The organism is Phaeovulum sp. W22_SRMD_FR3, assembly GCF_052113705.1.
Lineage (GTDB): Bacteria > Pseudomonadota > Alphaproteobacteria > Rhodobacterales > Rhodobacteraceae > JBGQOG01.
The window spans coordinates 140632-161023 of the sequence record NZ_JBGQOG010000004.1 but is presented as its reverse complement, the minus strand read 5'-3'; the positions used below and the strand labels follow the sequence as shown (position 1 = coordinate 161023).

General features: G+C 63.4%; 8 protein-coding genes and 1 tRNA gene. 4 read left to right on the top strand and 5 right to left on the bottom strand.

Annotation, left to right across the window (positions count from 1 at the left end):
• Positions 1-78: 78 nt before the first annotated feature.
• The 3 genes from ACEN2S_RS06990 (at position 79) to ACEN2S_RS06980 (ending at position 1698) form a co-directional block, all read left to right on the top strand.
• Positions 79-411 (top strand): TIGR02300 family protein, encoded by a 333-nt coding sequence (locus ACEN2S_RS06990; RefSeq protein ID WP_441864188.1) that lies wholly within the window; start codon positions 79-81, stop codon positions 409-411.
• 248 nt (positions 412-659) lie between these two features.
• A tRNA-Ala gene (locus ACEN2S_RS06985) sits at positions 660-735 on the top strand.
• 219 nt (positions 736-954) lie between these two features.
• On the top strand, positions 955-1698 hold the full coding sequence (locus ACEN2S_RS06980; protein ID WP_441864185.1) for a hypothetical protein: 744 nt from the start codon (positions 955-957) through the stop codon (positions 1696-1698).
• Positions 1699-2363: 665 nt separating this feature from the next.
• Here the strand turns inward: ACEN2S_RS06980 and ACEN2S_RS06975 are convergent.
• From ACEN2S_RS06975 to ACEN2S_RS06955, 5 genes are all read right to left on the bottom strand, one after another.
• Positions 2364-4187, bottom strand: coding sequence for a methyl-accepting chemotaxis protein (locus ACEN2S_RS06975; RefSeq protein ID WP_441864184.1), 1824 nt, complete (start codon positions 4185-4187; stop codon positions 2364-2366).
• Positions 4188-5135: 948 nt separating this feature from the next.
• On the bottom strand, positions 5136-6461 hold the full coding sequence (locus tag ACEN2S_RS06970; RefSeq protein WP_441864182.1) for an HlyD family type I secretion periplasmic adaptor subunit: 1326 nt from the start codon (positions 6459-6461) through the stop codon (positions 5136-5138).
• Between the two features lie 34 nt (positions 6462-6495).
• Complete coding sequence (locus ACEN2S_RS06965; RefSeq protein ID WP_441864180.1) at positions 6496-8910, bottom strand: calcium-binding protein; 2415 nt, start codon at positions 8908-8910, stop codon at positions 6496-6498.
• A complete protein-coding gene (locus ACEN2S_RS06960; RefSeq protein ID WP_441864178.1) occupies positions 8907-10673 on the bottom strand; it encodes a type I secretion system permease/ATPase in 1767 nt (588 codons plus the stop codon). Before ACEN2S_RS06960 ends, ACEN2S_RS06965 begins: the two co-directional genes overlap by 4 nt.
• Positions 10674-10744: 71 nt before the next feature.
• Positions 10745-17884 carry a peroxidase family protein gene (locus ACEN2S_RS06955; protein WP_441864176.1) on the bottom strand — a complete coding sequence of 2380 codons (7140 nt, stop codon included), beginning with the start codon at positions 17882-17884 and terminating at the stop codon, positions 10745-10747.
• A 961-nt stretch (positions 17885-18845) separates the two neighbouring features.
• Here ACEN2S_RS06955 and ACEN2S_RS06950 point away from each other — a divergent pair.
• The gene (locus ACEN2S_RS06950; RefSeq protein WP_441864174.1) at positions 18846-20312 is read left to right on the top strand and encodes a sensor histidine kinase; all 1467 of its coding nucleotides are present in this window, start codon (positions 18846-18848) and stop codon (positions 20310-20312) included.
• Positions 20313-20392 lie beyond the last annotated feature (80 nt).

The window sequence follows — 20392 nt, the reverse complement described above, 5'->3', positions numbered from 1 at the left end:
GAAAAGGCTTTGACACCCCGCACACGTTGTGGCAGTTGGCTGCGACTCTCTGAATAAGAGCGATGCAAGGAGTTTTCCATGCCCAAAGAGGAATGGGGCGTCAAGCGCCTCTGCCCGCATTGTGCGAGCCGGTTTTACGACCTGACCAAAGACCCGATGACCTGCCCGGTCTGCGGCAACAGCTTCTCGGCTGAAAGCCTGTCGGCAAGCCGTGGGCGTGCGATGCTCACCGAAAAGGCTGCCGCCACGCGCGCTGCGCATGTCGAGCCGGATGAACTGGCCGACGACGAGGATATCGACGCCGATGCCGCCGATGTCGATCTGGACGACGACCTCCTCGAAGACGACGAGGATGACACCGTTTCGCTGGACGATATCGCCGACGTGAGCGCGGGCGAAGACGAATCCTGAAGCCGGGACGCGACCCCCTTGGGGCGCGATGAAACAGGAACGGGGCGCGGATCTATCCGCGCCCCTTTTCGTCGTTTGATCAACGGCTTGCACCGCCGCGTCACATGCATGACGCCCTGTCCCGCGGCGATGACATTCCGATGAAGAAAAGTTTTCATCGGACCAAAAATCTTCTTGCACCCCCCCGCGAACCTGCCTATATCCCCCCTCACAAGACGCGGCCACGGGCCACGGGTTGTACCTCAGGTGGGGCCATAGCTCAGATGGGAGAGCGCTTGAATGGCATTCAAGAGGTCGGGAGTTCGATCCTCCCTGGCTCCACCAATTTTCCTTTGAACCGTCGCTGATCGTCTGGCCCTGACCGGCCCAGACATGACATCTGCCGTCCGGCACGCTGGCAATCTCGCTGGCCCTGAAGGACCGCAAAGCTGACCGGCCAGAGGTTTGCCCGGTCTGCATTCTTGCCAACTCTTGCGGTTTGTGCGCCATTTAAGGGCCGGTACGCATCTCGGCTCGGGACAGTGCAGAAAAGGGTTGTCGGTGGTGCGCGATCTCACCGCAAAAGAGCTTCTGGTCATCCATATCGAAATCGGAAGACCCACAATTGACTGGGCCTTCGGCAGGCAATTGCTTGAGCTTTTTGCCGATCACGATGAACGCCTCGCACCGCAGACCTTGAGCATCTGGAACGATCACATCGCAGATGTCGCCGGAGTGGCAGATGCTCAGCCCCACTGGGCCAGAATCGGCACAATGCGGATCAGCGGAGCCTTGTCAGCGTTTCACGTTGGTCTTGGCTGGCAACGCACGCTGACCAACAGGTATCAGGCAGAAATCCGGCACGAAAGCCGCACCGCTCGGGGACGCGAGGTGCCAGCAAAGCTCTCGGTCTACGCCAAGCCCCACAAGGCAATTGACTGGCTTGGATTTGCGCACCGCCTGTACGCAGTGACCGAGGCACATTATGCCTTCGTCCACCTGCACCGGGACGCGCATCTCAGGGCGGATTTGTCAGCGGCCCGGGAGCCAACCTGGGGCACGGACCAAAGGACATCAACGTCCGTCCCACAACTCGGCTGGTCAACATTTCTCGGGCGCCCCTATGCCGATGTCGCCAGCTCACTGCCGGACCTCCACCAGAATGTGACGATTGCCAAAACCGGCAACGGGGTCGCCCTTACGCTGACCGACAGCATTCTGGATGTGGCCAATGAATATGCAGCGTTCGATGCCACACGGTCAAATGTCAAATCCATGTTCCCAAAAGGCTTTTTCCAGATCGCGTGACGCGAGACCAAAGAGTGCGGCGCGGCACGGGAGACGCGCGATCAGCGCCGTTGAGGCCGGAGTGCGGATGTGGTGCCGCATGTGTCACCGGGGGTTCAATGCCGCCTTGTGGCTGCACGGTGGCCCTTCTTGAGGGCAGAACGGCCGGATCAACCTGTTCGGCCCCGAACCCCCGCATGACGATCCGATGCGATGCGCCGTCACCATCCCGAAAGCCGCAGCCACCCCCCAAAGGGGCGTTCAGCAACTCTTTGCCCGGGCGACGGTCAGAGCGGGCCCGCTTCGGACTTTCAGGCGGGGCTGCGGTTGGCAAGCCAAGGTGCCGATCCAGTATCACAGTGGCACCTCCGGGCATGCGCGCGCGTGCAGGCGTCGGCGTATCGTGAGATCGCAAAGTACCGGACCCTTTACCATGGGATCCGCGCGGGGGCCTCCCGCTGCTGCGAGGTCTGGACGCGCGATGGGTATCCACCATCCGGCCGCGCGGACGGTCCTCCTCGGACGGCCCTCCTCTGGCGGTTATGGCGCTTGGGGCAGGCAGATTGCAGACGGGCCGCCTGCCGGAATAGGATCCGCGTGGCCCGGTCGGGCCGCAGCAAGGCACCCGTGCCGAAGCCACGAAGGTTCAGGCTCAGGGGCGGATTGCACCGCCCCTGGCCGGTCGGTCACGCCGCAGTGCGACGCAGAGCTTGCCCCGCCGCGCTGCTGAGGCTGAACATCGACACCGCTTCTGACAGCGCATCGACTTCCCCGCGCAGCGCATGGGTGGCGGCGCTGGTTTCCTCGAACATCGCGGCATTGCGCTGGGTGACCTGATCCAGATCGTTGACGGCCGCGTTGATCTCGACCAGAGCACCGGTCTGCTCGGCCGCAGAGGCGGCGATGCCTTCAACCCGGCTCGAGATGTCCTCGATCGAGGATTGGATCGACGCCAGCGCACCGCCGGTCTTTTTCACGAAATCGACCCCCGTTGCCACATGCTGGCCCGACTTCTCGATCAGATCGTTGATCTCTTTTGCCGCCTCGGAAGAGCGTTGCGCCAGGGCCCGCACCTCGGTGGCGACGACGGCAAAGCCGCGGCCGGATTCGCCCGCCCGCGCGGCTTCAACCCCGGCGTTCAGTGCAAGCAGGTTGGTTTGGAAGGCGATATCTTCAATCACCGACGAAATTTTCGAGATTTCGCCCGACGACGTCCGGATCGCATCCATGGCATCGACGGCAAGCGTGGCGACCTTGCTGCCGTTGGCAGCATTGGTCTGCGCATCCTTGGACATGACGTTCGCTTCGTTGGCGTTTTTGGCCGCCTCGCGCACCGATGCGACCAGCTCGTTCATCGCCGCAGCGGTTTCTTCCAGTGTCGCCGCTTGTCTTTCGGTGCGCCGTGCCAGCTCGTCAGAGGCGGTGCTGATCTGCTTTGTCTCGGTGCGGATCGAATTGGAGTTGTTGATGACGGTGGACAGGGCATCGCGCAGACTGGCGACGGCGGCATTGAAGTCGGTGCGGATCACTTCATAGCTGCCCGAGAAGGGGGTGGCGATATTGCTGGTCAGATCGCCTTGCGACAGCTGTTTGAGGGCATGCCCCAGCGCCTGCACAACCACCTGCTGTTTCTCGGCATTGTCGTTGCGCTCAGCATCGGCCAACAAACGCAGCCGTTCACGCTCTGCCGCATCCGCAGCGGCGCGTTGCTGGGCGTCGCGCTCTGCGGCGGCCTCGCGGGCGAGGCGTTCGTCGCGCTCGGCCTCGCTGCGCAGGCGGGCCTGCTCCTTCTCGTGGCGGGCACGGGTGTTGGCCTCTTCGAGCTCCGCGGTGCGCTGCAGACCCACCTGAAAGGACTGGACGGATCCCGCCATTTCACCAATTTCATCCGCCTTGTCGATGAAGGGAATCGGCGAGGCGATGTCGCCATCCGACATGGCACGCATGCGGCTGTTCAGCGTGTGGATCGGTTTCGTCACGCTGCGGGCAATGACGATACTGAGCAATGACAGCAAAAGGATGCCCGCGCCAAAAACGCCCAGTGCAAAGTTGCGCAGGCGGGCGATGACGGCCTGCACATCTTCCACATAGGCGCCGGTCGAGATGATCCAGCCCCATTGCGGAAAGTCGCGCCCATAGCTCATTTTCGGGATGAGCGTGTCGGGGGCGCCGTCGGTGCCCGAGCGGCCGGTGCTGTACATCAGGATGCCGCCGCCGTCCTTGCGCGCAACGGTGATCAGATCGCGGTAGATGTAGATGCCATTCGGGTCCTGCAGGTCCATCTGGCTGGAGCCGACCCGGTCGGGTTTGGTGCCATGCGCGACGACCACGGCATCATAATCAAAGGCAAACAGATAGTTGCCGTTGTCATATCGCAGGGTGCTGATGAAGGCGGCGGCATCTGTCTTGGCCTGATCGAGCGTGATTTCGCCCGATTCGACGCGGCTGTTCAGCGTGCTCAGTTCGCTGACGGCGATGTCGACCACGTCTTTCAGATTTTTCTCCCGCATGGAGTAAACATTATTCACAACAAGAACATACATGGTAAGGCCGATTGCCGCGCTGGCCAAAATCGACGCGAAGACAATCGAATAGATGCGTGCACCGATGTGCAGCGACGTCATAAACCGCATAGGAATTCCCCAACCTGTGAACGCCCGGTCTAGCACCCCGATCTTAACGGCTGGTTTGCAACCGCGGCGGGTATGTCCCTGATGCAGAAGGAAGCTCCGGCGTCAGAGACCGCGTCACCGGACAGTCCGGACGCCAGCCCCCGCCGCGCGGTCGCCCGGTCGCGGGCCTTGGGCCAGAGCGGTGCAGCTGCGGCAGGGCGCGGGCATCCGCGCGGCTGCGGCATCACCCCGCCTCAGTCTTCGGACCGGCCAGAGGCCAAAGCCAGAGCCCCGAAAGATCGGGCAGATGACCTGATACACGCTGAAATCATCACCGCGGTAAAATCTGGGCGCCCAGCCGAGATACGCGGCGCAATGCTCCGTGGGCACGGGGCCGAAGCGAACCGGCGGCGACAGGTCAGGCCCTCTCTGGGCATTGCAGGCAAGAAGCTGCCCCCTGACAGAACCCGGCGCTTGTGCGCGTTGATAGGCCAACGCCCGGGCCCGGGGCTCTGGCCAGCGCGTGGCAGATCCGGCGGCCGCAATCTGGCCTTATTGCCGATGGAAGGGGGCCGCCGGACCTTCGTTGCCGGCACGTCCTTTTATCACCTGGCACCCGCAGGGATCCCTTGCGTTGGGTGCTTTGGCGTCACGCCCTGCTTCCGGGGCGGCGCAGACGGAGCCAAAACTGATCGGACGCCACAACGTCCTGCGGGATGCGGAACTTTCGTGCGGTCGCAGAGCCCCCGCCCTGCCCGGGCATTCCCCCCGACAGGGCGATGCTCCGGCGGGCACGGAGGCTCTCAACGCGTGCCTTGCGCATCTCCCCCCTCTCCACCTCGCCGGTCACCGCTCGCGGAAGGCGCGGCTGAAGCGGTCGCTCATCGGCTTGAGCAGATAGGAGAGCACGCTGCGCTCTTCGGTCATCGCGAAAACCTCGGCCGGCATGCCCGGTAACAGTGGTTGCCCCTCCAGCCGCGCCAGTTCGGCATCCGAGACATCGACATACCCCAGATAGAACAGCGCGCCCGTGGTCTCGTCGCGGCTGGTGGCGGGCGAAACGAAGGACACATGGCCCTTCAGCTCGGGCGTGGTGCGCTGGTTGAAGGTCGGAAAGCGCACGCGGGCCGGTTGATCGACATGGATCTGGTCGATCGAGCTGGGCGAGATGCGCATGGTGACGTTCAGCTTGGCATCCTTGGGCACGATGGTCGCCAACACCTGCGCGGGCGAAATCACCCCGCCCACCGTATGCACGTTCAGCTCGTTCACCCGCCCGGCAATCGGCGCGCGGATGTCGGTGCGCGACAGGCGGTCGGTGGTGGCGCTCATCCGGTCCGACAGCTCGGAGCGGCGGGTCTCCACCTGCGCCAGTTCGCGCTGCGCATCGGTGCGCGCGGTCTCGTCAATGGCCAGGATCTGCAGCCGCACCTCGCCGATCCGCGCCTTCGCCCGGGCGAGTGAGGCGTCGATCTCGCCCAGCTCGCCCTGCAGGCGCACCAGCTCGCGGTCAATCGTATAGGCGCGGCTGCGCTCGGTCAGACCCTTTTTCATCAGCACGTGAATGCTATCTGCCTCGGCCCCCACCAGCTCGATCTCATGCGCCTTGGCGGCGTGCTGCGCGGTCAGCCCGTTCAGCTCTTCGCCGATCTGGTCAATGCCCAGCTGGAGTTGCTGCTTCTGGCTGTCGCGGTGCAGGCGGTTGCCGTCAAAGATCCGGCTCTCACCGTTCAGCACCTCGATCACCTGCGGACTTACGGAATCCAGCTCGGGCGGCAGCGCGAAATCGGACAGATTGTCCCGCTCGGCCATCAGCCGGGCGCGGCGCAGCGTCAGTTCCACCAGCTGCGAGCTGAGAATCGACAATTCAGCCCGCGTTTGCGCATCATCCAACCGGAACATCACCTGCCCCTCGGCCACCATATCCCCCTCGCGGATCAGGATCTCCGAGATGATGCCGCCATCGCGGTGCTGGATCGCCTTGACGTTCTGATCCACCGCCACCACGCCGCTGGAAATCACCGCCCCCGAGAGCTTGGCCACCGCGGCCCAGCCGCCGAAACCCCCAACCAGCAGCCCCATGCACACCACCCCCAACACCATTCGCGGCCCGACGCGAAAGTTGCTCTGTGCGGGTGCCGCTGCGCCTGCCGACATGTCAACAAAAGCCATCTTGTGTCCTCCCCCTGCCCCCCGGCGCGCAGCCTCAGGCCAATTCACTCACATAAAAAACATGCGTCCCGTCGACATAGACGGTCAGCAGCGTCATCGATTCCCCGGACAGATATTCGATCGTGGTGCGCGGGATCCCTGCCAGCGGGTCCGCCCCCGCCTGCATCAACAGCGACATCCCCTGGGCATCGGTGACGAAATAGGCCGCATCAGACGGCGCTGCGGGATCGGCGGGCTGTTCAAACAGGTTGAACCGGTCAATCCGGATGCAATCGCCCACGTTATAATCCGTGATCTCATAGACCGAACTGGCGCTTGGCGCGCTCTCCTCTGCCGGATCAAAGACATAGAGGTCATCACCGCCGCCGCCGGTAACCTGCGCATCCCCGGCCCCGAAGGTGAAACGGTCATCGCCCGCGCCGCCCGTCAGCGCCTCAAAGCGCGTGATGACATCGGTGCCGACCTCGGCGCCCGTCACCGTGCCGGCGGCCAGATCCGCGTCGATGCCCTGCGTGGTGGCGCTGTAATCGAGCAGGTCTTCGCCATCGCCCCCGTCATAGTGATCATCGCAGCCATCGGCGGCCGCGATCACCAGATCATCGCCCGCCCCACCCGCGAGCGCGTCGCAGCCCGCGCCATCCGACAGACGGTCATCGCCATCGCCGCCCGACAGCCGATTGTCCCCGGCGTCACCGGTCAGCACATCATCCCCGATGCCGCCCAAGACATCCTCGACATCCGCGACACTGTCGGTGCCGCTGTCGGCGCCCGTCACGGTGCCCGCCGAAAGATCCACCGTGACACCCGCGCTGGTGGCGCTGTAATCCAGCAAATCCCGACCCCCGCCCCCGTCAAAATGGTCACTCTCCCCATCGGCGGCGGCCCGAAGATGATCGTCGCCCGCGCCGCCCTGCACGACATCCGCACCCGCGCCATCGGCCAGCAGATCATCGCCCGCGCCGCCCTCGAGGTGGTCGTTCCCGGCGCCGCCCGATAGATGGTTCTCCCCGGCATCACCGTTCAGCACATCGTCGCCCGCACTGCCGGTGACATGTTCGATGGCGATCAGGCTGTCGGTGCCGATTTCCGTGCCCGAAGCTGTGCCCGCAGCAAGGTCGACCACAACCCCGGCGGCCAAGGCGGCATAATCAACGGTGTCTTCGCCCACGCCACCGTCGAACTCATCGGCCGTGGCATCGGCGCTGGGTGTGAAGTGATCGTCGCCCGCATCGCCCGCCACCAGATCGGTGCCCGCGCCATCGCTCAGGCTGTCATCGCCATCCCCCCCCGAGAGATAATCATCCCCCGCATCCCCCGAGAGCGTGTCATTGCCCGCCTCGCCATAGAGCTGATCGCGCCCGGCACCGCCCGACAGCTGATCGTCGCCGAGGCCCCCAAACAGCATGTCATTGCCGCTGCCGCCCATCAGCGTGTCATTCCCCGCCCCGCCCTGCAGCGTGTCATTGCCCGCGCCGCCGATCAGCAGATCATCCCCATCGCCGCCAAACAGCAGATCACCGCCGCCGAGGCCGCTCAGCACATCATCCCCCGCGCCACCGTGCAATTCGTCGACATGGCCGGTGCCGGTCAGCGCGTCATCGCCCGGGCCTCCCTCTTGCGGATCCGGCAGCACCATCACCCGCGCCACCTGCTGTACCGAAGCCAGCCCATCACTGATGTCATAGGTGAACACCACCGGCCCCACAGCGTCGGGGGCCGGGGTAAAGAGCCAGCCGCCCTCCACGCGCAGCAATGTGCCCGACGAAGCGGTGATGTTTTGCACCATCAACACATCGCCATCCGCATCCGCGCTGTTGGCCAAAAGCGCCTCAAGGCCCAGCAACATTGCCGCGCCGCTCAAGGTGTCATCCAGAAAAACCGAGGCGGATTTCGTCGGTGCGCGGTTGCGCGAACGGTCCGCCGGGCGCTCTTGCGGCGTCTGCACAGCCCCACCCGCGTGGGGCGCGGGCTGCGGCGCGCCCAAGGGCCGGTTCAGCGGCTGCGCGGCAGGGGTCGCGTTGATGTTGCCGCCATGCAAATGCGCGGGCGGGATCTGCAGATCCTGCAGTCCCGACAGGCTGCTCCACCAGAAATAGGGCACCGGGGCGGCATCGCTGACCAGCAGGCTGATCTTGGGCGCGGGATCTGCCGCGACCTCGGGCGGTGCCGCAGGCGCCGGGACCGGGGTGCTGGCGCTGTCGATGCGGCTCTCGGCCGGGGCCCGGCCCGGGTGATCCTGTGCCCCGGCGGCGGCCTCTTGCGCCCCGTCATCGGCAGCGGCCAGCGCGAAATAGGGCTTGAGCGATTGATAGAGAAACGTCGCCAACCCCACCAATGCCGCCGAGATCCCGAGCGGGGGACGCAGCGATGCGCGGTCCTCTTTCAGCGCATATCTTTCGGCACCCTCGGGCTCTGCAGCGGGGGCCTTGCTGGCTTTGACCCGGATCATCCCTCCGCCCTCACATTGGCCGCGCGGTCGCGCAGCGGTTTCGGCAGATTGGCAACATTGGCCCGTTTCGATGCCGGACCGCCGACGATTTCGTCTTTCGGGCCAAAGGCCGTCAGCTTGCCCTCGCGGATCACCGCCACCATATCCACCGCCTCCAGTGCACTGGGGCGATGGGCGATCACCACCACGATGCCCCCCCGCGCCTTGACCGCTTGGATGGCGCGGGTCAGCGCGGCCTCCCCCTCGCCGTCCAGATTGGAATTCGGCTCATCGAGGATCACCACGAACGGATCGCCATAGAGCGCCCGCGCCAGCCCGATGCGCTGCCGCTGCCCGCCCGAGAGCGAGACGCCCATCGGCCCGAGGGCGGTGCGGTAGGCATCAGGCATCCGCACGATCATTTCATGCACATCGGCATTTTGTGCCGCCGCAATCACCCGTTTCGGGTCGGGCCGCTCGGTCAGCCGGGCGATGTTCTCCTCGATCGTGGCATCCAGTAGCGCCACCTCCTGCGGCAGATAGCCAAGATAGGTGCCCAGCGCATCGTCGCGCCAATGCGTCAGTTCGGCATCATCAAGCCGGACCGAGCCGCGCAGCACCGGCCAGATGCCCGACAGCGCCTTGACCAAAGTGGTCTTGCCGCCGCCGCTGGGACCGATGACCCCCACCGCCTGCCCTGCCTCCAGGGCAAAGGACACGTCGCTCAGCAGCACCCGCCCCGATCCGGGCGCCGCCACGGTGATACCCTCGACTTTCAGTGAATGCCGGGGGGCGGGCAGTTCCATCGGGGTTTTCACATTGGCCAATGCGACCAGCGTTTCCTTCAGCCGCCCATAGGCGATGCGGGCGCCCACGACGTTTTTCCAGTTGCCGATCGCCATATCGATGGGTGCCAGCGCGCGCGCCGAGGCGACCGAGGCGGCGATGATCGAGCCGGGCGACATCGCCCCCACGATCACCAGATAGGCCCCAAGGCCCAGCACCGCCGATTGCAGGATCATCCGCAACACCCGGCTGAGGGCGGCAAAGGTGCCGATCAGATCATTGCTGCGGGTGTGCAGGTCCAGATGTTCGGCATTGGCCTCGTTGAAACGCGCCACCGCGCGGGCCCCAAAGCCCATCGCCTTGATGACTTCGGCATTGCGGGTGTTGGAATCCGCCACCGCATTGCGCCGGATCGCCGCCTTTTGGGTGATGCCCGCACGGCGGCGGGTCAGCACTTCGGTGATCAGCGCCAGAAAGGACAGCACCACCGCACCGCCAAAGGTCAGCGCCCCCAGAAGCGGGTGCAGCATGTAGATGAAGATCAGGAAAACCGGCATCCAGGGCAGATCGAACAGCGCAACCGGCCCCTGCGAGCTGAGAAACCCCCGCAGCGTATCAACGTCGCGGCCCCGTTCCAGCGCCTCGGCGGTCGAATAGCCCAGGCGCGGCATGTCGATGGCCACGCGGTGCGCGAGGGGCGCCACCCGCTGATCCATCCGCGCGCCCACCCGCACCAGTATCTGCGAGCGCAGCGCATCAAACAGGCCCTGAAAGAGATAGGCGCCAATGGCCAGTGCCGAGATTGCCACCAGTGTGGTGACATTGCCGCTGCCCAGCGCCCGGTCATAGATCTGCAGCATGTAGAACGAGCCGGTCAGCGCCAGAATGTTGATCAGCCCGGAGATGCAGAAGAGAAAGGAGAAAATGCCGGTGAACCCCTCCAGCAATTTGATGGGGGAGCGGGTTTCGGCACCGGCATTGGATGAATGAGCGCGCACGATGTTCTTCCCATGAATGAGATGTGGACGGGAAACCCCGCCCGCGTTGCGCGCGGGCGGGGTCAGATCGGTCACAGATTGAAGTCACCGCCGGTGAGCGCGTGATGCCCGCGCAATGTCAGCGAGAATTCCGCTGTATCGTCGCCGGAGGCATTGCCCTCGATCACCGTCACCTCGCCTTCCGCATCGGTGGCGTAGCTCACCATCAACTCGCCCAGCGCGCCGCTGAACCCGCCCGACACCAGCGTGAAGGCCTGATCGCCCGCGGTGTCGCCATCGGCATCGATGCGGCTCAGATCAATACGGTCGCCGGGCTCAAAGCCCACAATCGTATCGCCATCAGCGCCCTGCGCGGACAGGAAGCGATAGGTGTCATGCCCGGCGCCACCATCCATCACATTGACCGCATCCGACGCGGTGATCGCGTCATTGCCACGCCCGGTGATGGCATTTTCAACGCCCCAGATCGTGTCCCGCCCGGTTGCCGAGCTGTAGACCGAACCCCGCTCCATGTAGCCATTGCCCAGATCCACCGTGACCCGGAAATCTATTGCCGACATGTCCAGCGTATCGATGTAGGCATCATCGTCATCGCCGTAATAGACGTCATCGCCATCGCCACTGTGGGCGATGAAACGGTCATTGCCGTCGCCGCCGAAGATCACATCGTTGCCGGCACCGCCGTCGAGATAATCGTCCCCTGCTTCGCCGAAAAGGCGGTCGTTGCCCTCATCGCCGAAAAGCCGGTCATTGCCACCCCGGCCAAAGATGTTGTCGTTGCCGCCAAGACCAAAGATATGATCGGGCGCATCATCCCAGACCATGGTCTCGCCTGCATCGGTGCCGGTATAGGGCCAGTTGGCGGGTAACTCGGTCGGGGTTTCGGGGGTCGGGTCGGTCGCGCCACCGTCATCCGGCGCCGTGCCGTCCTGATCGTCCATCACATCCTGCGGCCGCATTCCGCCGTAGAAGTGATCATCGCCCAAACCGGAGTGGAACACGATCCGGTGGTCCGAGGTCATGCCGGAGATGTCGACGGAATCGTCGCCATCGCCGCCGTTCACATGGATCGTGCTGTAGGCCAGCGCGGTCGGCGCGAAATCCCCGAACACCGAGACATTCAGATTGGTGTCCAGCCCGCCGCCATTGTTGGCGGTGACGTTCAACCCGTTGATCACCAGCTCCTCGACATTGTCGATCTCGGCGATCACGCCCTCCATACCGCCGCTGGGCGTGTGGGTGATGACGATCTCGGTATCGGTGAGGAATGTCGTCGCCAGCATCGTGGCCAGCGCACTGCGTTGCGCCGCATTCGAGGCCCCGGCGATGGCATAGATCTTGTAGGTGCCGCCGCCGTTGGTGGTGAACGTATCCCCGGTGCCCGTGCCGCCATTCACCGTGTCGCGGCCGTCGCCCACGAACCAGACGGTGTTGTCATTGCCGCCCCCCGCAAAGATGATGTCATTGCCGCCACCACCGGTGAAGGTGTCACTGTCATTGTCGCCGAACATGATCTCATCCGCCCCGGTCCCGTTGATCGAGTTCGAGTCGAAATGCACCTGCACATTGCCGGTGGCGTCCGGCAAAACCCCGTCATGCGCCGTGTAGGTGAAGGTGCGGTCCGAGGTGGTGGTGTAGCTCAGATTGACCGGGTTGGTGCCGGAAACGCTGAAGCTGAACTGGCCCGCGGGGGTCTCGGTCGCGCTGGTCAGGCTCAGCGGGCTGTTCGGGCTGCTGTCATTGGCCAGCAGCGCCCAGGCAGGCACCTGGATCGTGCCGGTGAAGTTGGTGATGATGCGGTCCGCTCCCGCCACGATATTGTCCACCGCCTGCACCGCAACCGTCGCCAGCGCCACATTGCTGTCGACATAGCCATCGTTCACCGTCACCTGGATCACCCGGTCCGTCTCGTCCGGGTCCGCCGAGCTGCTGGAGAAGGTCACCGCCTGGATCGCCGCCTGGTATTCCGCGAAACTGGCCGTGCCGGTCAGCGTCAGCACCAGATTGGCCCCCTCGGTGGTCACCGCCCCCGAGATGCCGTCGCCGCCGATGCCATGCTCGTTCAGCATGTCCCCGGCCCGGGCGTTCAGCAGCACGATACGGGCCGAGTGCACCGAGGTATCATCCGGGTCGGTGATGCCGGGCATATTGGCGATTGCCACTTCCGCACCGCCCTCAACATAGGTTGCGGCGGTGTAGTTTACGCTTGGCGCGGCGGCCGGGCCCGTCACGGCGATGTGGATATTGTCGATGAAGACATCATCGCCATTGTCCCAGTTGCCACTGGCACGGAAACGGATCTGCGACCCCGCCCCCAGCTGCGCCCCGCTCAGCACCGCCGAGAAGCTGCCCGAGCCGCTGGTGTTGATGCTGCCCAGGCTGTCCCAGCCGGTGCCGTTCCAGGCCTCGACATTCATCGCCTCGCTGCCGGTGACATTCACGTCCTGATAGTCAAAGCTCAGCGTCGCCGATTGCACCCCCGCCAGATTGATCGCCCGCGAGATGCTCTCATTCCCGGCATTGGTGCCGGTGAAGTTGAGCCGCCCGCCGCTGATCCGGATATCGCCCGAATTGGGAGAGCCATTGTCGTTGCTTTCCACCCAGCTCGTCGTCCAGTCAAAGGCCGGCGAGGGGCTGCCCGCATCGGTGCCACTGTAGCTCGCGGTGCCGAAGGTCTCGATATAGGTCCCCAGAAGGTCATAGGCATGCAGCGCCAGCGAGGGGCCCTGATTGACGATTTTCACCGTGCCATTCGAGAAACGCGCGGTCTCGATGCCGATCAGCGTGTCGGTGCCGTCGAAGGTGTCGACCCCGGTCACCGGATCAATCGTCGTCGCCGGATCGCGATCATCATGCACCGTCACCGTGCCATCGGGGTTGAAGGTGATCGTGTAATCCGCAATCCTGCCACGGAACACCGCAATATCTCGGCCTTCAGCACCGTGATCGCCCAAGATATGGCCGATTGAGCCGTCGGTGAAGACCGGACGGTCCTCGCCGGTGCCCATCCAGTTGGTGATGATATGGTCGATCACCTTCGGGGTGTAGGTCGGCTGACCGCTGCCGGTATTGGCCGCACCCCGGGTGTTGGCGGCATCGCTGGCCCAGCTGCCGCCATCGGCCCGCTGCAGCGAGTCGTTCGCGCTGCCAAAGCCGTTCTCCGACACGCCGACATCGGTCGAGGTGACACCATTCGCGACCCCGTTCGTCGCCGCAAAGCTGCCCTCATAAGAGAGGAATTCGATCAGCCCGCCCGCGTTTGACAGCGAGATGCCGTCGGGATTGCCGTTCTGGAATGGATCATTGAAGCCGTTGCTGTTGCCAAGCGACACGACATAGTAGTCGTAATTGGCATCGCTGCTTGCCGGTGACCCCGTGACCGGCAAGGTCGCATAGACCTGCCCGTTCGCACCATTGTACAGCGTGACCGTCAGCCCGTTCAGCGCCTGCCCCGCACCAATGCGGACCTCGATGAACTGATTGCTGTCATTGCCGCTGTCGTCATAGTGGAATTCGTTGATCCGCGGGGCCACGCTGACCGCCGCCGGCACCAGCGTCATCGAGCGCTGATCGCCGATCCAGTAGAGGCTGTTGTCCACCACCGCGGAATCGCCCACGATCAGATCGTCGCCGCCAAGGCCGGTGAGAATATCGTCGCCGCCGCCGCCGATCAGATAGTTGTTGGCGCCATTGCCCGCCGTGCCGCTGTCATCCGCCCCGGTCAGCGTATCGTTGTTGCCCGACCCGACCAGCCCTTCGTCAAAGGCATAGGTGTCGCGCAGGTTGCTGGAGGTGCCGTTGGCATTGGCGTCCTGCAGACTGGCCACGATCGAGAAGCCGACATTCTCATAGCTGACGATGTCCATATCGCCCTCAGAGCCGTCGCCGTTATATTCAAGGATCGTCTGCCCCGGGGTCAGCGGGCTGTCGCCGTTCAGCCGGTCACCGTCATTGGCTGTCGGCCCGAGGCCGCCTTCCATCAGGTCATTGCCCGAGCCGCCGTTGATGTTGTCATCGCCGACACCGCCGCGCATCCAGTCATTTCCATTGCCGCCGAACATCTCATCGACGCTGTCGCCGCCATCCATGAAGTCATTGCCGTCACCGCCCATGATCAGGTCGGTGTCGCCCTCGCCATAGAGGCGGTCATCGCCATCGTCGCCAAAGACCTCATCGACGCCGTCGCCGCCATGCACCTCGTCATCGCCGTCATTGCCATGCGAGGTGTCCAGAACCCCCGGCCCGGCAAAGATCGTGTCATTGCCATTACCGCCAGAGATGAAATCATCGTTCTCATAGTCCGAGATGTAATCGTCGCCGTCGCCGCCATAGAGATGGTCGTTGCCCTGGGCGCCCTCGATCCGGTCATTGCCCGCATCGCCGTAGACCACATCATCCCCGAGGCCCGCGATGATATAGTCATCGCCATCCAGCCCCGCGACGACGATATGGCCACCATTGGCGCTGCTGCCGTCCGGCTGCAGCTCGTAGATGGCGTTGAAATAGTCGTTGATGTTGTCGTCGGCATCCACATCCGAGAGCGATCCGGTGCCATCCAGCGTGTAATAGGCCGTCTGCGCGGCAAAGGCATCCGCGATATGCTCAAGCCCGGTGGTGCGCATGATCAGATCCGAGAATTGCTCGCCGATGATCTGATCGCCCAGATGTTGCCCGACGGGCATCCGGTAGAGGTAATAGAAGCGGTCGCCATCCTGCATGCGTTGCGCGAAATCGAGCATGACAAAGCTGAAGGTGGTGCCCAGCGGGCCGTCGAACATCTGTTGCTCGGCCAGACCGCCGATCCAGAGATCGACATCCCAGAAGCCCTGATCGCCGCCCCCCGAATCCGACCAGGTGCGGGTGACCGGGTCATAGACAGGCGCCCCCTGCAGGAAGTTGATCGCGGCAAAATGATCCGCGCTCAACGCATCATTCGCTGCCGTGATCACCGCCGCCGCCGCCGCGCGGATGTCGGCCAAAGTGCCGGTGCCCGCCAGATAGGCGTCGCGGGCGGCCTTGATCCCCCAATCATGCGCCGGATCATCATCGCGCGCATAGGCGGCAATGAAGTTCACCAGCGAGGCCGGGTTGCGCAGATGGCCGCCGTAATCCGCCCAGCTGGTATAAGGCGCGATGCCCGAGCCGTTTTCGCCGGGGTTGATCTGGTTCAGCCCGTCATAGACCTCTTTGCGCAGCTCGTTCAGCGTCGGCAGGCCCACATCCCGGCCGCGCGCGATGTTCAGCGCCGCCAGATCCAGCGGTGCCCCCAGCAGCGATTGCTGCACGCCGGAGGTGACGAATTCGTCAATCTCGTTGCCCTGCTGGTTCAGCAGCCCCAGCGTGATGCCCGCCGCCGAATTCGCCTCATAGAGCGCCGGATTGAGGAAGGCATCAAACAGCCCCACCTCGCTGTAGGTGGGCACATAGCCCGCCTCGCCCGGCATCACGCCATTGGCATCCACCACCGCAAACTGCATCATTTCAGACAGTTGCGAATGGCCCAGCCGGAAAACGGCCTGGCTGAATTCCAGCGTGACGCTCATGTTGATGTCGGCAGAATACGAGACGAATTCCGGCAATGCGGGGTAAAGGCCGCCGACATATTGGTCGATGGCAATGTGGTTATATTCGGATTCCGTGATGATCCGCGCCGCCTGATAGAGACGCTCGCCATTCCAGACGCCCGGTGCTGTCTGCCATTCCGCCAGATAGGCATTGGCGGCAGCCCCCGTCAGCAGGGCGGCTTGCTCCAGCACCGCGGCCTGAATCGCGGCCACCTGCATGTTATGCTCTTCATGAAAGACGTGGTGCACGGCGGTCAGGCCGACGTTTTCATTCACCCGACCGTCACCCGAGACATAGTGCTGCGCCAGAAGTTCAGGCACGAAGGGCACATGCGGATCGCCCGGATTGGCGCCCTGCGCGATATCGGCCAGAATGGCCTGATGGGTGTGCAGCACATTGCCCGCCGCATCGCGGTAGAACGGGTCATTGGCGATGTTATACGCGGCCCCCATCGCACTGACCGAAAGATCGGAACGGTACATCACCGTGCTTTGCGGGGTGAACATGAGCCCCCCCGTTGAATTGACGCGCATCAAGGGCGCATCGAGCACATCCATATCGGTCAGCTCGATCCCGATGTGCAGCGCATTCGCCTTCATATCGGCCCAGGTCGCCAGCTCGCTCCGGCCATCCACCACGCGGCCATCCGCACCGATCGCGCCCACGGCGACGCCGCCGACCATGCCATCGGCCGAAGCGTCGATCAGCCGGCCCGTCAGATGCCCGGCGGCGTCATATTCCCGCAGCAAGGCATTGACCGATGCCGCCGAACCATAGGTCTGGCTCTGGTCGATCAAGAGGCCGGTGTTGTTGTTGAAGAGCGGCACGACATCGGGCAGCAGATGCCCCGTCGCGTCGAAATCCGAGGCCGGATTCGACAGGCTGGCGCGGCTGAGCATCATCATGTTCGAGGCGCCCGGAATGAAGGCCGGATTCGGCGCGCCGCCCGGCAGCGTCGGGCTGACATAGAGCGGATCATTCTCCTTGATCTCGATCATCACATAGCCGCCGCCCTTCGAGATGAAGTCGAGGCCATGGTCGAAGAACTGCCCGAAGGCGACGAACCATTCGTTGTAGGGCACCCCGCCCAGAATGCCCGGATTGGGGATGAACGCGGTCTGCTGCGTGCCGACGACGCTGTTGCTGGTGTCCACCGGATTGCCGCCCATCGCCATCATCGCCTCATAGGCGGCGGGGTTATAGGTCGGGCTGAGCGGGTCGACATCCGAGCTGGCAATGAGCTGCGACACCAGCCGGGGCGAGCCGTCCATCACGATATTGTCAAAAGGCGCATCGCCGAAGGTCGGGATATAGCCCGCCCCGCCCGGCGCCACGCCATTCGCATCGGTCACGGCCATTTTCGACACGCTGCCATAGGTGTAGATGACCCCGGCCGCGGGGCCGCTCGGGTGATCGGTGGCAAACATCCGCAGGAAATCGGTATCGGCCTGCCCCCAGTCGCCATTGATATTGGCACCCGGCTGGAACACGCCGTTCTCGTCAAAGGCGCCCACCAGGTTGTTGTTGGACCCAGCGACTTCGCGGACGCCGTTCGGGTCCAGCGGACCGTTCAGCTGCGAATAATCTGTACCGATTTTAACCTGAGACAACAGATAGGTAAGATCGGATGCGCCAAGTTTGATCATGGAAGTATCCTCCGAATAGCCGCCACCGGCCAAATGAACAGGGACGCAGGCACGGCCAGGACAAGCCTGCCGGACGCCGCACGAAGGGGCGGCACCGGCCACCCGCAGGATCAAGGGCAGAGCGCAGGAGAGAGACGCTTTGACATCAAAGCGACCAGCAGCCTCCAGACGCCGAATCTGTGCATTAACTTTTTCATAACCATGTCCGGCGCGGAATTGCGCTAAGTCCAATGAATACGCGCTTCTTTTGGTCCGACTTGAATGGCCGAAGGACCCAAAAGCATCGGATCAAAGGGCCCAAGCTTATCCGGACTTAAGTCCGATGCTGATGATTTTTATTATAAAAATCATACACTTAAACTATCTTCCGATTTGAGAGATTGGCGCCACCGCCCGCAAACCCTGCCGGATGAGCACGCGCCACGGATAAGATCTTGATATTATGACGCTCCCGTCATGTTAAAACGTGCCGCCAAAAGCGGTGCAGATGCAAAAATGTGGCAGATCCAAGCAGATTCAAAAAGTTTTCGGACCCTCTATATTATCTTCGCAGTTGCAGCATTTTACGCATGCGTGTTTGACGAACACAGTTTGCAGCAGATGAACCCTCCACATAAATTAAACCACAGGTTGAATTTGGGTGGGCATGCGGAAAGAAATCGCACGAGGTTAAACAGTTTCCGGCACGCACGATTTCAGCCACCGGCGCCACAGAGGCATGCACGAACCGCCGTCCGGACTGAGTAATTATGATGTTCTTTCGGTCAGTTATGGGATCAGGCGGCATATCGGCTTTGGCAATGGACAGCCCATATGGAAAACGCGTCTCTTTTCAAATTGCCATTTCGCCCGTTTTGACCTGTCTTTTTGAACAATTTAAAGCCGCTGTCTTTTTCTTTACACTGAAATGCCAGAATATACGGCGCGCAACCTGAGCGCGCATGACCTCCGGGAACAGGAAATGTCCAGCAGAGCACAACCACTGGCGTCGCAACTGCCGAAAACGTCACTGACATCCGGGGTGATGGTGGCGGCGGCCCTGTTGATGTTGCTCGCCACGGTGCTGATCGACAAATGGGTCGCGGACCGGGTCACGCATGCGATCCTGCTGCGCAATGCCGGGCCGTTCGGCACCTATATGAACCAGTACATCGCCCCGCTGACGGCCGGGATCGAAACCGACCTGCGCGCCTCACCCGAGAAAATTGCCCAACTCGATCAGGCCGCCGACGATCTGAACATGCGGCAGAATGTTGTCGCGATGCGGATCTGGCGGCCAAGCGGACAGATCTACTACGCCTCGGATCATCGCGAGATCGACACCTGGCTGAACACGGCCGAAATCGCCGCGGCGCTGAACGGCCAGATCTACGGCTATTTCGACGACCATGATGATACGGCCGCAGCGCCCCATGAAAGCGACGGGCCGATTTACGAGATCTATGTGCCTTTGCGCAGTGAAACTTCCGATAAGATCATTGCGGTGGAGGAGTTTCATTTCGACGGCACCGATTTGAGCGCCCAGATAGCGCTCGCCCGCATCGATACCTGGCGGGTGACGGGCAGCATCAGCCTGATGATTCTCGGGGCGCTGTTTCTCCTCGTCCGCCAGGGCGACAAGATGCTGATCGCGCAGCGCCGCGAACTTGAGGCGCTGCAAGCAGGGCAGCTGGCCTTTCAAAAAGCCAATCAGGCATTGCAGGCGCAGATCGAGGCCAGTCAGGAGGATCTGGCCGAGGTCGACCAGCGCGTGCAGCGCCGGGTCGGCATTGAGCTGCACGACGGGCCCGCACAACTGCTCACCTATATTCTGTTGCGGATGGATGAAATTGAGGCCGATCAAACCCGCCGGGGCAAGCCGCGCGCCCAGGCCGGGGCGTTGGTGGAATCGGTCCGTCAGGCGGCGGCGCAGGCGCTATCGGACCTGACACGCGTCTCCAAAGGCTTGTTTCTGCAGGAAAGTGACGCGCAAAATACCCTATGCGGCAGCTTGCGGCGCATCGTCGAGGTGCATGAAAAGCGCAGCGGCACCCAGGTGGATTGCACGGGCATCGATGGCCTGCCCGAGCTTCCGGCGCAAACCCTGCTCTGTGCCGCGCAATTGCTGCGTGAGGCGCTGACCAACGGTCACAAACATGCCCCCGGCGCCACGCAAAGGGTGCAGGCGGAACTGAGCAACGGCATGCTGTTGCTGACGATCGAGGATTCCGGGCCGGGGATTCCGGCTGCGGTTCTGGACGGGCAGAGCTCCGGGCTGGGGCTGCAAGGGATGCGCTACCATGTGGAGGCACTCGGCGGCACGATGATCATAGCCTCCGCGCCCGGACAGGGCACACAGCTGCGCTTTTTACTGCCGCTTGAGCCGTCGGCAGCGCCCGCACCGCAGGCCGGGCGCACAGAGGTTCCACCCGGCGCCGGGCTTGCCTGAGCGGCCCCTGCCGGCATCCGGCATCGCCGCGCAGAACCCGCGAGATCACCTCAGCACGCTCTCGCGGCAAGCCTCATCCC

Bases quoted from the DNA above. Each gene is read 5' to 3' on its own strand.
- ACEN2S_RS06990 (WP_441864188.1), top strand. From the start codon at position 79: ATGCCCAAAGAGGAATGGGGCGTCAAGCGCCTCTGCCCGCATTGTGCG.
- ACEN2S_RS06975 (WP_441864184.1), bottom strand. From the start codon at position 4,187: ATGCGGGAGAAAAATCTGAAAGACGTGGTCGACATCGCCGTCAGCGAA.
- ACEN2S_RS06970 (WP_441864182.1), bottom strand. From the start codon at position 6,461: ATGGCTTTTGTTGACATGTCGGCAGGCGCAGCGGCACCCGCACAGAGC.
- ACEN2S_RS06965 (WP_441864180.1), bottom strand. From the start codon at position 8,910: ATGATCCGGGTCAAAGCCAGCAAGGCCCCCGCTGCAGAGCCCGAGGGT.
- ACEN2S_RS06955 (WP_441864176.1), bottom strand. From the start codon at position 17,884: ATGATCAAACTTGGCGCATCCGATCTTACCTATCTGTTGTCTCAGGTT.
- ACEN2S_RS06950 (WP_441864174.1), top strand. From the start codon at position 18,846: ATGTCCAGCAGAGCACAACCACTGGCGTCGCAACTGCCGAAAACGTCA.